At 32.2% G+C, this 14,045-nt stretch carries 21 protein-coding genes; 14 read left to right on the plus strand and 7 right to left on the minus strand.

From position 1 onward, the window contains the following. Positions 1 to 169: 169 nt before the first annotated feature. The 7 genes from F8162_RS00420 to F8162_RS00445 all read left to right on the plus strand — a co-directional run bounded on the left by F8162_RS00420 (position 170) and on the right by F8162_RS00445 (position 3,444). Positions 170 to 337 carry a CopG family transcriptional regulator gene (locus F8162_RS00420; protein WP_151582538.1) on the plus strand — a complete coding sequence of 56 codons (168 nt, stop codon included), beginning with the start codon at positions 170 to 172 and terminating at the stop codon, positions 335 to 337. Positions 338 to 427: 90 nt separating this feature from the next. Continuing rightward, positions 428 to 670, plus strand: a complete 243-nt coding sequence (locus F8162_RS00425; protein ID WP_225990120.1) for a DUF3961 domain-containing protein — start codon at positions 428 to 430, stop codon at positions 668 to 670. Positions 671 to 731: 61 nt separating this feature from the next. After that, positions 732 to 950, plus strand: coding sequence for a hypothetical protein (locus tag F8162_RS00430; RefSeq protein WP_151547931.1), 219 nt, complete (start codon positions 732 to 734; stop codon positions 948 to 950). A gap of 15 nt (positions 951 to 965) precedes the next feature. Then, entirely contained in the window at positions 966 to 1,109 is a 144-nt protein-coding gene (locus F8162_RS28525) for a hypothetical protein (protein WP_000690451.1), read from the plus strand. Positions 1,110 to 1,202: 93 nt separating this feature from the next. Further along, entirely contained in the window at positions 1,203 to 1,706 is a 504-nt protein-coding gene (locus F8162_RS00435) for a hypothetical protein (protein WP_151582542.1), read from the plus strand. Positions 1,707 to 1,755: 49 nt separating this feature from the next. Next, positions 1,756 to 2,112, plus strand: coding sequence for a hypothetical protein (locus tag F8162_RS00440; protein WP_151582544.1), 357 nt, complete (start codon positions 1,756 to 1,758; stop codon positions 2,110 to 2,112). 804 nt (positions 2,113 to 2,916) lie between these two features. Beyond that, on the plus strand, positions 2,917 to 3,444 hold the full coding sequence (locus tag F8162_RS00445; protein WP_151582546.1) for a hypothetical protein: 528 nt from the start codon (positions 2,917 to 2,919) through the stop codon (positions 3,442 to 3,444). Positions 3,445 to 3,465: 21 nt separating this feature from the next. Here the strand turns inward: F8162_RS00445 and F8162_RS00450 are convergent, their stop codons facing one another. From F8162_RS00450 to F8162_RS00460, 3 genes are all read right to left on the minus strand, one after another. Beyond that, positions 3,466 to 3,783 carry a hypothetical protein gene (locus F8162_RS00450; protein ID WP_151582548.1) on the minus strand — a complete coding sequence of 106 codons (318 nt, stop codon included), beginning with the start codon at positions 3,781 to 3,783 and terminating at the stop codon, positions 3,466 to 3,468. A 137-nt stretch (positions 3,784 to 3,920) separates the two neighbouring features. Next, positions 3,921 to 4,106, minus strand: a complete 186-nt coding sequence (hfq, locus tag F8162_RS00455) for an RNA chaperone Hfq (protein WP_192797579.1) — start codon at positions 4,104 to 4,106, stop codon at positions 3,921 to 3,923. After that, positions 4,106 to 4,963, minus strand: coding sequence for a hypothetical protein (locus F8162_RS00460; protein ID WP_151582552.1), 858 nt, complete (start codon positions 4,961 to 4,963; stop codon positions 4,106 to 4,108). The genes hfq and F8162_RS00460 overlap by 1 nt, the downstream gene beginning before the upstream one ends. A 302-nt stretch (positions 4,964 to 5,265) precedes the next feature. On the opposite strand from F8162_RS00460, the gene F8162_RS00465 reads away from it, so the two are divergent. From F8162_RS00465 to F8162_RS00480, 4 genes are read left to right on the plus strand one after another with little or no spacing between them, the layout of a single operon-like run. Next, positions 5,266 to 5,682, plus strand: a complete 417-nt coding sequence (locus F8162_RS00465) for a hypothetical protein (protein ID WP_151582554.1) — start codon at positions 5,266 to 5,268, stop codon at positions 5,680 to 5,682. A 10-nt stretch (positions 5,683 to 5,692) separates the two neighbouring features. After that, positions 5,693 to 6,016: a hypothetical protein gene (locus F8162_RS00470; RefSeq protein ID WP_000919693.1), complete on the plus strand. Its 324-nt coding sequence runs from the start codon at positions 5,693 to 5,695 to the stop codon at positions 6,014 to 6,016. A gap of 12 nt (positions 6,017 to 6,028) precedes the next feature. After that, a complete protein-coding gene (locus F8162_RS00475; protein WP_151582556.1) occupies positions 6,029 to 7,192 on the plus strand; it encodes an FtsK/SpoIIIE domain-containing protein in 1,164 nt (387 codons plus the stop codon). Continuing rightward, positions 7,176 to 7,829 carry a replication-relaxation family protein gene (locus F8162_RS00480; protein WP_151582558.1) on the plus strand — a complete coding sequence of 218 codons (654 nt, stop codon included), beginning with the start codon at positions 7,176 to 7,178 and terminating at the stop codon, positions 7,827 to 7,829. Before F8162_RS00475 ends, F8162_RS00480 begins: the two co-directional genes overlap by 17 nt. 28 nt (positions 7,830 to 7,857) lie before the next feature. Here F8162_RS00480 and F8162_RS00485 read toward each other — a convergent pair whose 3' ends face one another. Continuing rightward, the gene (locus F8162_RS00485; RefSeq protein ID WP_098326442.1) at positions 7,858 to 8,079 is read right to left on the minus strand and encodes a helix-turn-helix domain-containing protein; all 222 of its coding nucleotides are present in this window, start codon (positions 8,077 to 8,079) and stop codon (positions 7,858 to 7,860) included. Positions 8,080 to 8,458: 379 nt separating this feature from the next. On the opposite strand from F8162_RS00485, the gene F8162_RS00490 reads away from it, so the two are divergent. Together F8162_RS00490 and F8162_RS00500 are read left to right on the plus strand one after the other, a co-directional pair. After that, positions 8,459 to 8,929 carry an endonuclease domain-containing protein gene (locus F8162_RS00490; RefSeq protein ID WP_151582560.1) on the plus strand — a complete coding sequence of 157 codons (471 nt, stop codon included), beginning with the start codon at positions 8,459 to 8,461 and terminating at the stop codon, positions 8,927 to 8,929. Between the two features lie 469 nt (positions 8,930 to 9,398). Then, positions 9,399 to 9,983, plus strand: a complete 585-nt coding sequence (locus F8162_RS00500; protein ID WP_151582562.1) for a hypothetical protein — start codon at positions 9,399 to 9,401, stop codon at positions 9,981 to 9,983. A 50-nt stretch (positions 9,984 to 10,033) separates the two neighbouring features. On the opposite strand, the gene F8162_RS00505 is transcribed toward F8162_RS00500, so the two are convergent. Both F8162_RS00505 and F8162_RS00510 read right to left on the minus strand, forming a co-directional pair. Beyond that, entirely contained in the window at positions 10,034 to 10,453 is a 420-nt protein-coding gene (locus tag F8162_RS00505; RefSeq protein WP_151582564.1) for a hypothetical protein, read from the minus strand. A 27-nt stretch (positions 10,454 to 10,480) separates the two neighbouring features. Continuing rightward, positions 10,481 to 11,647, minus strand: a complete 1,167-nt coding sequence (locus F8162_RS00510) for a ParM/StbA family protein (protein ID WP_075312698.1) — start codon at positions 11,645 to 11,647, stop codon at positions 10,481 to 10,483. Positions 11,648 to 12,222: 575 nt separating this feature from the next. On the opposite strand from F8162_RS00510, the gene F8162_RS00515 reads away from it, so the two are divergent. Then, complete coding sequence (locus F8162_RS00515; RefSeq protein WP_151582566.1) at positions 12,223 to 12,549, plus strand: hypothetical protein; 327 nt, start codon at positions 12,223 to 12,225, stop codon at positions 12,547 to 12,549. 234 nt (positions 12,550 to 12,783) lie between these two features. Here the strand turns inward: F8162_RS00515 and F8162_RS00520 are convergent, their stop codons facing one another. Next, positions 12,784 to 13,605: a class I SAM-dependent methyltransferase gene (locus F8162_RS00520; RefSeq protein WP_151582568.1), complete on the minus strand. Its 822-nt coding sequence runs from the start codon at positions 13,603 to 13,605 to the stop codon at positions 12,784 to 12,786. Positions 13,606 to 14,045: the final 440 nt, after the last annotated feature.

The following is a 14,045-nucleotide window of genomic DNA, read 5'->3' on the forward strand; positions in this document are numbered from 1 at the left end:
TCTATGATACCCCTAATAAAGTTGGATGTGAAAACTTAAATTTAATGAATATGGGAATACATCTTGCTTTATTTGTCGAAAAAATTCGAAAGAAAATAAACAAAAACACTTGATTTAAGTAACTTAAAACATTAAAATAAAAGTAACTTAAATCAAGAAAGGAGCTACAATGCAAAAACATGGAGGTAAAAGAGAAGGAGCTGGTCGCCCATCTCTTGGAATTACTAAAAAAGTTTCCATCACTTTACCAGAAGATGCCTGGAAACGTATTGAAGATAGCGAAAAATCCTATTCACAGTTTTTCAGGGATGTAACGCTAAAAGAATTAAAAAAGTAAAAGTGTATAAGAAAAAGCCCTTCCCAGGTCTGCCAACTTAGTAAGGACTTTTTCAAAACCTATAAACTTTGATTCAAGAAAGGATGAATTGTGTTGACAAAACCCTTTTTAAAAATCAAAAGTGGTGAGTTAATTTTAACACAACCCCTCCACAAATTTAAATCCTCCAAAAAATTTTACTCAATTATTTCAGAAAATTACAAAAAGTTAAATCTTTATTTTGGTATTGAAGAAAATGTTTCGGATCAAATTTGGTTTTATGGCTTCTTTGCAACCTCAATTTTTATGATGCTTTTCACCTACTTATTTTCGGGTATCCTATATGGATTTTAGAGGAGAACCACATGTAAGAAAGATTGTTTTTAAAACAATTCCTCTAGAAAGGAGCAATCACATGGAAGATTACAAATGTAGGGCGTGTGGAGAGATTGCCGCCGAAGGATTTGCGTTAGGAAGACTATGTTATTACTGCATTGAAGAAGTTGTAATTTACATGAAAAAACAGATAGAAGAAAAAGAAATTTCTTGTACGCATGTAGATAATCAAACAATCGAAATTAAAGGAACAGATGAATCTATAACGGTTTGTCATGAGTGTGGAGAAGAATTATAAAAGGGAGGCAAGAAAATGAAAATTGGTGTATCTGTATGGAGAGTTCTTTGCAAAGAAACAAAGTTAAAATTGCTTCAAAATGCTATGCAAGAGAGTAAAAGCCGCTTTACAAAACAATCCCTTTCCATTGCTATAAAGCAACAGAAAGGGGAAGTGTGATGAGTGATCGTATTGGTGAAGGGCACAAGAAATAAGATGCCTTCAAAATATTTTAGCATGTTCATTTAGGAAATAAAGGGGGAATTTAATGTGATGAAAACAGTTCAATTATTGAAAAGTGAAGAATTTGAAATTGGTACAACGGATAAAAACGGGCACAAATTAAGACAGTCCGATTTTGTTGTCACACAAGATGATTTTGAGGGTATTAGTATCTGTCAAATCTTATACAACAGTATTGCAAAAGAGTTTGTGGCCATGAGTGATTCTAATTGGTGGATACCGTATGATGATTTATCTGTTGCAACAGAAAGACTAGATTATGTCATTGCAAAAGAGTTTTTGGGGCTAGAAAATTGCGGTACATATTGGGGCAAGAATCGTACACCATTTATTAGAATGCCGATTGAATATTTCAATCTTGTTGAGGAATCCACTTTTATTTTAGAAAAATTAGGGAGGCAATATGATGATCTATTGAGTGTAAAAGAAAACGGGTGCTGGTACCTAACGGTGAACAAGAAAATATATAGTGAAAAACGTCTAGGGATAGCCGCATGTTTAGCCGCTGTTGATACTGTAAGAAACTATAAGTAGGGATTTGATTATAAGGGAGAAATACAAATGATAAATAGGGGGAATAAAAATGTTACATGCAGTAAGACAAGAACAACAATATTGGAAAGGGCAAAAACAAAAATTTCGAAAGGAAAATAAAAAACTGTTGATTTCACTAGAACCACATTTTTATAAGAAATTGGAAGAATTAGCACTTTATAATGAAAACTTAGATCAAATTGCATTGGAGTTAATAACAGAGGGATTAGACTACATTTATATGGAAGATGTACCCGTTCAGCAATCTCACGCTTTTCAGCATTTTATCGAATTTGAATTAACACCATTTCAACATAAACTCCTACAGCAATTAGCACTCAAACGAGGATGTTCAACAAGAAAAATGGCATACACAATATTACGTTTCATGCTCCGAACAAAGTAAAAGAATCCAACTATAAAAGAAGGATTCCTTCACCTGGTATTCGTTGGCAAATGACTTCATCTCAGGAATTGAGTCTGAACCACTCAATTCCTTTTTTATGTTATAAAAAAGAAGGTCATTTGTCAAAATCATTTGCTATAGAATCACAAATGATTTTTTAGAACTTACACAGAACACTTTCAGAACGTATTTAATTTGTTTGCCCTTTACCTCTTAGTAAAATGAAACCCTAAGATAATCATAATAACATAAAATATAACGTTTTTGTCTCACAAAAATCTATTGATTTTGTATGAATTTTTTATATACTAAAAGTGAGTTTCCGACTGTAACTAGGCGGCACTTTTATAGTAATACCAATCTATTGTATGTACGGAAAAAGAGACCGGGTATTCCGATCTCTTTTTCGCGTAAGGGTTAAAGATTAGTTGCTACTCCAACTCATATTCATTTTATGTAAAATAATAAGAAAATTCAATCTTATTATTTGTTTCTCAATATATTTCGTTTATTTTTATATTATAATATGGTTAATTCTTTTTATTTATCTCTGTATATCTGTATCTTCCTGTTATGAATCCTTAAGCCGAGGGTTCATTTTTTTATGGTATTCTTAAACTTTTCTATTACTTCATATATTAAAAGAAGTTACATCGCCAAAAGTGAAAAAATGTATGTCTAGAAACAACCCTTTAAAAATCTGAATTTTCATTATGTTTTTTCTAAAGTTTTAATCTGTTTACATATTTCGGAAAAATACTTACTGTTAAATTATGGTTTAACAAAAGAAAAGGAGTGGATATTGTGAAAAAGATTTTATCTATATTATGTTTTTCTTTTATTATGTTAATTAGTATTCTTCCTACTTCTAATGTTTTTGCTCAAGAAAATATTGAAACACCAAAAATTCCAGAAAACAAAAAGGTTCCAACTAGTGTTACTGAATACAATATAGTTCCTAAATTTGCTACAAACCAAGACCCTCAAGCCTCTCAAGACCCACAAGAAGCGCCAGCTAATGGAGGATATGCAACGGTTTCTTGTTATGATGGTGGTCATACTATTGCGGCTTGTGATACTGAGTATAGATTATATAACGACCAAATTAGAACTGTATCTGCTACAGTATATCTTTATCAAGGACAAGGTATCTATATCGATTCTGAAAAAGAATATTATAATCATGGTGGGAAATCTAGCACTGTATATGGGCAAGCGAATATGGTAGTTCTTCCTGGTACATATTATTCAGAATTATGGGGTACCGTAACTGGTTTTAAAGGACCATACACTATTAGTAATATTAAATCTAGATCCTTTACTGTAAAGTAAAAAAAGAAAACTAGCATTATGCTAGTTTTCTTTTTTTACTCTATCTTCAATATATGAGTCTATTGCAAATTGACTTGTAAGCTTATTTTCTATACATAAATTAGCTGTAGCTTTCAAAGTGTCTACAACATCATCAATATCATAAGGATATTCATGAATATTTCCTGCTGTTATTACCTTATCATTAATTACATCTATTGATATTTCTAATAATGTCGCTTTAGTTTTAGCATTAACTACATGTGCTTTGAAAAATTCGTTGTCTAAATCTATAGTAACGAATTTATAAATATATGCTAATTCCAAATTAGCATAACTTGTAATAATTTTTTCCTTCATGTACTCGCTCCTTAAACGTATTTATATATTTACCTTTTCGTCAAATATAAAGAAAATCCTATGCCAATAATTATTAGGAATTGATTTAAATAGCTCGACAGATGAAAAATTTATAATTGTAAGAATTTTATAGTATTTTATAAAGAAATGGTTGAAATCGCTTGTTTATAAAGGAATTGTTGCTGTCCATTGCTTAAAATTAATGCTGAAAATTTATCATAAGCAATAATTTGCCCAGGTACTCTAACACCGTTTATTAGATAAATTGTTACCTTTGTCTTTTCTTTTATCAATTTTTCATAAAAATTTTCCTGTGTATGCATCATTTAGATGGTTGCAACTCCTCTCCTTTTTTGGAACGGTTCATAGCTTCTAAGAATACATATTCTTTTACTGTTAGCTTAACCGTTGGGCAATATTCAACCTTCGATAATTCGTGAAATAGAGAAAGGTTTTTGTGTAGTTTTTGAATCATTTCATCTAGAGTGATGTCTCCTACACCATACTCGATTACTGGATTTAAAAATACGTCTATATCTATTAAACTTGGTTCAATTTGGGAAACAATTTCTTGTACTTTTGGCAAAAAAATTGTGTCATAACGTTGTTTGAATAGTTCTAAGTCTTCTGGTGCGGGTTCATTTTCACATAGCTTTTTGAAAGATAGTACACGAATATCATTTTGTAATGAATCGATACGCTCTTCATAAAACGCTTTGTCGAATCCTTCTTTGTCAGCAATATCATAATGAAGTTCTGTTTGTGATCTACGTTTTTTCTTATAAGAATCCATAAGGATTTTCTCTTTTGCATTAAACATCATAATAAAAACAGTACGCTCTAAATTCATGACTTGGTTTGCGACGCTTAATGTTTCATCTAACACTTTTGCGCGTTCTTCTTCACTTAACTTTTTTATAGAGGATGGAACAAGTTTTTTGACATTCTCAAACGACTCTGAATTTGTAATGTGTTGAAGAGAAAATTGAGCGACCTCTGGTAAACAAGGATCAGTGGTTTTGTCTAAGAGTAACAAATCTTTAATCGTTCGCACTGTATTTTTAATCTCTTTTTGAGCTTGGCGAACTTTTTCTATGCTTCTTTCCATGTATTCTGGTTGTTTGAGACGATTGAAAATGTATTCTCTTCTTTCTTCAAAATGTTGTTGTAAAAGTGACATAGTTGTTTCCTCCTCTATTTTCTGAATTGATTTAAAATTATTCTTTTATTGTATCATTAAAGTTTATGAATTTGGGACGGTAGCAAGGTTTATTTGCAAAGACAAGGTTTGGAATTGCATATCAGACAATCAGTCATACATATTCTTTACCAAAGTAATTACCAAAGTGGATATCAAGCTTGTAACCAAAGAGTCTATCATGATAGCACTATCAAAAGAAATCTTCGATTATCACATGTTTTTAGGGGATTTTGAGTTTTGTTTATAGTAGGAGGAATGGAATGAGAAAAGGAGGGGGAACAATGAATAATTCTTATGAAATTATCGGTAATCAAATTAAATATTATTTGAGGGATGATCCAACGAGAGGATGGAACAACATACCTAGTCCACAATTTCGAAGTGTGAAAGAAATTACAGAATGGTGTGGAAGTTCAACAAATGAAATTATGTGTGGGTGGGATGCGCTCAATCAAAATGCAATGAGCGTAACGGATACAACAGATTTCTTATATAGGTGGATTAGTTGGTATGTGACCGAACCCTTAAATAGTACAGCACAAGAAATACGAAAGTTACCAGATGAACTTGCGAGTTTCATAACACATGTACCTGTTGATGCATTTGAACTCATTAAGAATACCTCTCATATGGTGCTAGATTGTATATGCTTTGTTTTGGACTGGATACCAAATTTGTTAACGATATTCTTTTTTTAGGAGGGGAAACATGCTAAAGCGAAAAGAAACAATTTCTTTTCAAGCCTTTATGGACCAATCTTATAAGAAGAAAAAGCAAACAAAAATATATAGCATTGGCCCTATTAGTCCATTCGCATTTTTTCATATGTCATCACCGCTTATTCATACGTATGTAGCCTTGGGAATAGTAGGCGGCCTTACAATTGGAGCTGTTTTGTTGGAAAAATACTTAGTACGAAATGATTATGTTTTTGCATCCAATCTCCTTTCTAATGGTCTGTATTACGGTGTAAGAATTGGAGGAATTGGGTTCATTGGTTATGCGTTTATTCGCATTTTACTCATGTTATAAGGAGGGTTACTAATGAAAGGATGGTTAAAAAAGAAAAAATATAAATATCAGTTAGAAGAAGTATTTAAGAAAGCGAAGCTATATGATGAGCACATGACACGAGGTGGAAAGGTCCCCATTTATCCTACGATTCATGATGTTTACGAAGGGAAGGAAAGTGTACGGTACACTTTTACACTACCTAATGGCGTTGATCCAGCTCAAATTCATAAGAAATGGTTCTGTTTTCAGCAAATACTGGGTGAAAATCTAATGATGGAAGGTACTATTAAAAAGTTCGTACTCCATGTATTTCATTCTAATGCAAGTTTACAGCCTTACGATTACAGTTATAAACAATGGCAACCATTATTAAAACCATATCGTCTTCCTGTGGTAGTAGGGCGGGACCAATTCGGAAATGCAATTGTGTATGATATGGTTGATTCAAATACACCTCATTTACTAATTGCGGGAGAAACAGGAAGCGGAAAAAGTAGTATGGTGCGTGTGATTTTATCCACATTAATCCAACATATGTCACCAGAGCATTTACATTTGTACTTGGGGGACTTAAAAAATTCAGAGTTTCATTTTTTAAGAAGAGTGAAGCATGTGAAGTATGTTTGCATGGAAGAACACGAAATGACAAGTATGTTATCAAAATTGTGGAAAGAGGTATTGCATAGAAGAAAGTTAATGGAAGAATATGAGCTGGGTCATATTGATGAATACAATCAAATCATAAAAGATAAACCCTTACCCTATATTTTTATTGCCATTGATGAAGTAGCAATGCTACAGGACGAAAAGGAATGTGTCACCATAATAGAAAAAATATCGGCTGTCGGCAGATCGCTTGGTATCTTCCTCATGCTAAGTATGCAACGTCCAGATGCAAAAATACTTGATGGTAAGTTAAAGCTCAATTTGACGGTAAGAATGGGCTTTAAATGTGCGGATTTAATCAACAGTAACATTGTGGGGACGCCTGGATCAGAAGACTTAAATCAATCTGGTCAAATGATTTTAAAATTAGATGGTTTAAAAAAGGTGCAGGCTCCTTTTTTGGCACTGGACCAGGCAAAAGAAATAATAGAACCGTATCGTTTATCTAAAGAGCAAAGTGTAAAGAAGAAAGATCAAGAGCATCAAGAAGACAAAATCTTTGGGGTGTTAGATGATGCTAACGAATAGAGATAAGCAAATTATAGGTCATTTACAGCAATTTCGATGTATGTCGCGTGATGATATTATTGATCTCCATTTTAGAAATGTAAAAAATGCAGTAACATGCTGTAATACTGTTACAAAGCGGTTAAGCCGCGAAGGATATATCGATGTAGATACATCACAACGTCCATACGTATATTTTCCTTATCCAAATACAATTCGTAAAGGAAGCCAAAAGATACGTCATTTTTTAGCGATTGTAGATGTATATAAGCAGTTATTACGAACCGAAAGACCGAAGATATTTCAAGTAGAACCTAAATATAAGAAAGGTTATATGGAACCCGATATATTTACCATTTGGCGTAAAAGCCCATTTTTTATAGAAGTCCAGAACTCCATTTATAATAAGGCTACGATCCAAACAAAAATAAAACGTTATGAATCGTATTTTCGTAGCATGGAATGGAAAAAAGAATCCTGGCAACCGAAACAAAATATGGTATTTCCCTCACTTTTAATCCTTACTGACCTCAAATATCCAATCTCTAGTTCTAATTTCCGTATTTTTCAAGCGCCCTCTATTCAGCATTTTCTTACACAAGTACAGCAACCTAAAAACATTTCAGTTCAAATCGGTTCAGCTAAAACGCAATTATAAAAGCACAAGATACCGTTTCTTGTGCTTTTTACATATCCCAAAAATCATTGATTTTGGCATGAGGATCAATTTTTCTAATAGTATTTAATATTTTTTTCATGATATCAGGTTTTGGGATGTAATCTGTATCTCTACATGCTTTACTGATGGTTTGAACAGAAACCTTTGACTTTTTGGCTAGTTCCTGTTGTTCAATTCCTTGCCGATCTAACCATTTTTTTAATTTAGTCCTATTTTTGCGGAAAAACATTTATCTCACTCTCCTGTCCTGAATTTTTTATTTACAATTATGGACAGGAAATTAAATTCATATACAATTCAATTCAACTTAAACTTAAGTAAGATACAAGAGAACGAGATTCATAGAGTATTTACACGAACGATTTATTGATAATTTCAATTGGAATGAGGTATACATACAATGCAAAGATTTGACTTACGCATCATACAACAAATCTTTGCAAAGCACTTTCCAAAGAAATTCAACTTAATCTGTATCTAGAAAACATGAAAAAGGACTGTTTTGTTTTACTTGTATAAGATAAGTAATTGGAAAATGGATAAATAGAAAGGGTTTGGGCATATTACGTTTTGAGCATTAACTCAAAATTGTTATTGGAGTGGAAAAAATGACAGGTTTATTTGTTGTATTGGGTTGCGCAATTATATTTTTTCTTTTAGCACAAATTCTCACTCCATCATCTACTTATAATCCCAATAATGATTCACAACGGGCGAAATGCTCTAACAAATTAGAAAAGCGAGTATATGATGCCTTGCGCTTTAAAGGTTATTATCCAACTGTACAGTATAAAGTACCTAATAAACGTTTTAAGTTAGATTTTGCGTTTTTTTCTCCAAATGGTTTAAAAATAGACGTAGAAATTGATGGGCCTTTTCATCGAACACCAGAAGGAATCAAACGAGACAGCAGACGGGATAAATATATGAAAACAAATGGGTGGAAAGTGATTCGTATTACTGACATTGCGTTAAATAAGGAGTTTGAGAAACAAATACTTTTGTTGGTGGCAACATTAAATGAATTAGGGATAGAACCTTCTAAAGAATCCGATTTTGTTTTGTTAGAACAAAAATAAAGACGTATGATGAAAGTTACATCATACGTCTTTATTTTTTGAAAAGAGCCTAGACCAGAATCCTTGTTTTTGTGATTCACGCACTTCATCAAAATCTCGTTTTAAGAGTATATCAATGCTATAGCACAAGGTGAATGCATGGTTATTAAAGAATAAACTAAAGTAATGGGAAGAAAGAAAAAGGTACTTTAAGAATTAACAGAGTAATTGAATGAAATTAGGGATCCCCATAACAAAGATTAAAATTAATATGTGCTATAGTATCGATACAGGTACGCTGAATCACTAAAGCGAAGACTAATAGAAAAGAATGCGAAGCGCTATGGGATTCCCTTGCAAGTATTAAGCAGAATTTAAAAGGTGAAAAAATCTTGCTTGCAAGCATAATAAAAAGTGTACAATGGGTATTAAGGATTAGTAAAATGATACTGTGGTAAGAGTGTAGCGATACTATAATGGAGGTGGTTGAATGGAGAGAAAAGATGATGTTGTAAGTGAAGAGTACTTAAAAACAATTGATGTCTCCCGTATCACCAATCTAGCAGAAAGTACAATCAGAAAATATAGCTTAGAACTCGAAAAACAAGGCTATGAGTTTAATAAAGATGGCGATACAAGACTGTATCATGCCGATGATGTGACAGTTTTTAATACTCTAAAAGAAATTAGAGAAAAAACTAAGGTCTCATTGAATCACGCTGTTAGCGTGTTGATGACACAGCAAACACGTACGACACAGGGTGTAGCGCGTTCAGAAGTTGCTGTGACAAGGTCTCAGAGTGAAGAGGAGCAATACGCGCTACAATCCATATCGAGCGAAATTAGAAATTTCTTAGAAGATATCAAGACTGAATTTATAGGTTTTCGAAAAGAACTTGAAATTGAATGTCAAAGCAATGATTTATTTAAACAAGAGCTTGAAGCGGAGCGTAAAAAAAATCATGAACTAGAAAAGAAACTTGATCTTATTATGACGGAATTAGAAAAAATCAACGCTAAAGCTGATATTTCTAATCAAGAACCCAAAAGGAAGAAACTATTTGGGATATTTTAAGTTTATACAAAACAAAAAGAGTTGCCTATATGAGAGCAACTCTTTTTGTTTTAGAAATCAGGATCTTCTAAATCGTCTTCATCTAATGATCCTGTAATGTTGGTATTAGTTATTAATTGTCCCATTTTGCCTACGTCTTTTAATAAATCGTCCACCAGAGAATTATGGGTATTCTCATCGCTTTGCATAAGAACAGCAGATACGGGAGCCACCTGGAGATCTGAAATTGTTTGTGTAATTTGTTTTATAGCATTCATCATTTGTTCTTGGTTTTTTGAGACATTTAGAAGTTCTTTTTTTGCATCAAAGGGCTCTTTTTGTGTTAAGTCTTGTTCAACTAATTGAATAATATACGTTGCAAGCTTTTTTGAGCGAGCTTTTTGCTCAAGGTGATTATAAACTTCTTCGCTCATGTGATCTGTTCGAAGCCCAAAGACTGTTTGTTTCTCGGTCTTTTTGGTACGCCCCATAATGCGGCTCCTCCTTTCTGGCTATACTTATTTCTCTGTTTTTTGCAGCATTTCGCCACGACTTTTTACTTCAAGCCCATATAGATTTAATTTGCGTGAATCTGGTAAGAAAATATGATTTGCTTGAGCGATTTCAGCTCCATACATTTCTTCAATGACTTCATGAATGCTAGTTTCTAGTATTGGGGCAACACCACCGAAATAAACATATTTATAAACTTTATCAGCTGGTGCAGGCATTACATCTTGGATTTTTAAAATTAGAAACTTAGCAAACTCTTTTAAAGAAGAGCGAACTTTATCCGTTAAATCTACACGCTGGCCAGTGTTTCCATCAACTAATTCCATTTTAGGTTTTTGGAAATTGTTTACTATAAATGTTTCAAATGAACGTAAATCAGAGAATTTTTCTAGGAACTTTTCTTTTCTTAATTTTTCAATATGAGATAGATAAGATAATTTGTCTATCGGTTGCATAGAATCACGGTTCTTAGGTGATTTTAAACCGGCTGGTGATAATACTAAATCAATTGTTCCGCCGCCAATATCAACAAGTACTGTATCGTTGTTATCAAATTGTCTTGCTTCTTCACGATCTTCTAATTCAAAATTCTTTTTAATTGCTAAACGTGCAATTTCTCCTTCAATACGACAAGTTGCTTTTTCTACAGTTATTTTTAATGTTTTTTCCATTCCTGGTGTATGTATTGTAACTTCATGCTCTCCAGCAAATCTTTCTGCCATTGCATTTTGGGCTTCACTAAATTTGGCTGTTCGTTTCAGTAACCATATAGGTAACATTGTTTGGAAATATTCAATTTCAACTGTATTGTCATCCGATTCGCGAGTTTCATTAATAGCATGATAGAAAGAAACAGCTGATAAAAACATTACGTAAGGGATAGGGCTTGTAATTTTATCATGAAGTTTATTGACATGGTTGTTAGCTAATGCATGTTTTGCAGCTTCGTCGCCAACTAAGAAGAATCGTTCAGTGTCTTCTCCTGGGATTGTTGTTGAAATAAGTAGGCGAGATAATAATTCTTTAGGATTAGTAATGGTTGCTACAAAATGAGAATCAGCTTCGTCTTTACTGATTTCTACAACGTTTGTAGGAGTTTCAATATAGAAACCATCAATTAAATTCATATCAAGTGAGTTTCCAGAATCCTTATTCATCATAGTAATTTTCATTAACTATTCACTCCTTTAGTTATCTTGTTAACAATATAACATTTTTTTATTTGTGTTTAAAGGTTATTTTTAAATTTTGTTAACAAAATTTAAAGGTGATAAACTCTTTTGTTTTAAGGTTTTATTTTTATTTTTATTTGATTTTTTATATTAAAGTTAACTATAAATTGTTTTGTTAACTTTAATGTTAATATGTATGTATTTTTTACTAGATATATGTTTGTACCTTTGAGTTTTATTTTATGAAGCAAGAATTATTAAGGAAAGTATTAATAATTTGCAAATTGCGTCGCTATATCTGTTGCACCTTCTTTATTTAAATGATAAATGAAATGGAATCATCTCCAATCTTTTGCGTATACGCTTCCTCAAAGTGTTGTTTCCCATAAAAAATAATATTTAAAATTTATTTTTTTATACATCCAAAAATCTTATTAATTCTTTTTTTCTCTATTCTTCAGACAAAAATTAAGCAAATTTTTAGATTCTGAAATAGGTGGTCTACCTTCCATTTTTTCTCTAAATAAGTACACAGATAAATAGAGATAATAATGGTTATCAGGAGGTGATAAAACATGAACAATCAAACAAAATATATAAATACAGAGAACCCAGAACAAATCTCTTCCTTTGAGGGAAGCTCATGTCATAATCCAGGGGCTGAAGTTTGTAGAGGTGATATTAGGTACGTTTGTGAAGAGGGGCATTGGAAATCTACAGGTGAATATTGTCTGGAAACAAATTTGCCACAAAGCTCCGGACAAAATTTTCCCATTGATGATATGGGCCCATGTGAAGGAGAAGGTTCGACAACTTGCATTGGTGATATAACGTATAAATGTAAAAGTGGTCGTTGGAAACCTACCTACGAATATTGTCAAGATGATAATACACCCACATAGATACCGGACTTTAAAACAAGTGCGGTAGCACCAAATCACTTCCAGTTAAGATTTTGAGATGCCCCAAAACGAAAATTTTAACTTTTCATAGTTATTTTTGAAAATGCGGCTCATTTCTTTCGTTTTAGGGTATTTGCTTTTCTTAACTTGATAGCGATGGGGTACCGCCAGCATTTCGGGAAAAAATCACGCTAAGTAAAAACATACAATAAGCTGCCCATATGGACAGCTTATTTACATAATTCTCGTTATTGGAAGTGTATGTGTTGAATTATCTCCATCGAGCTTTCTTCCACTTAAAATCATTGCATTCCCTAATACTTTTTTGTTTAATAAAAGTTTTGGTAATTCCATTTCTTCAGTAAGCTTGTAGCTATTTAATTCAGATACACCTTGTTTTTTTAAGACATTTAAAAGTTCTTTTTCATCTCCAAATATTTTTTCATCCATAAACAAATCTAAGAAAATAAATTTACCACCAGGTTTTAACACTCTTAATGCCTCTTTAATTACTTCAGTTTTATTTTCTCTATCTTTTACTTCATGAAATGTTAGACAGCTTACAATTGTATCAAATTCATTATCAGTAAAAGGGAGTTTTGCAGCACTTGCTTTTAGAAAATTAATTCTATCAGAGACCCCTTCTATTTTAGCATTCTGTTGGCATTGGGATTTGGAATATTCCCAATTTCCGCCCCAATAATCAACTCCAGTTAAAAAGGATTTAGGAAAGGTCTTTGCCAGTTTAATAATTAGTGAACCGCTACCAGTTCCTATATCTAGTATTTTTCCTTTTCCATCCGAATTCACCTTGGTAACAATTAAATTATGTATTTTTGACTGATAATTCCCACCAAATGTTGCAAATTGGTAAACTGAATAAGAAAGTATAAATGCTATATAAATAAAAGGCACCGCAAAAATACCTGACAGGACTCGCAGATATAAATTAACAGGTAATAATGTTATCAAGAGAAGAATAAGTGAAATAACTAAAAAAATAATTAGTTTGTAAATTCGTATCCAAGTTTTATATTTAGCTTTTGTTTTTAACATATTAACCATCCTTAAATAACCTATCTTTTGTTTGTTGTAATTATATAGGAAATCAATAATTGTGTCCTATAGTTTAAATACATTACTTCATAAGCTGGTTCTGTTTTAACATTAATATCCAATTATTTCAGGAGAGTCCCTCCATAATTTGATCCGATTACTGAACAAGTATCACATGTATATGATATACAAATCAAGTTAACATAACGCATAATTATCGGTAGCAAATATTTCATAGAATCGTTATTTTTATGAGGTTTCTTACTTCAATGTTTATTTATTTCTTATACAGGATTTTATACATCGTTGATATAGCGAGGATTCTAGGGATCCTTGCTCTTATTTTTTTGCATAAAATCTTGTATAAATAAAAAAGTTTTTCATGTTAGTATCGAGAAGTAATACATATCGGTGGTAAAATCGGAATGTATTTCGAAATT

The sequence above is a fragment of the Bacillus sp. CH140a_4T genome (genome assembly GCF_008923725.1).
Classification (GTDB): Bacteria; Bacillota; Bacilli; order Bacillales; family Bacillaceae_G; genus Bacillus_A.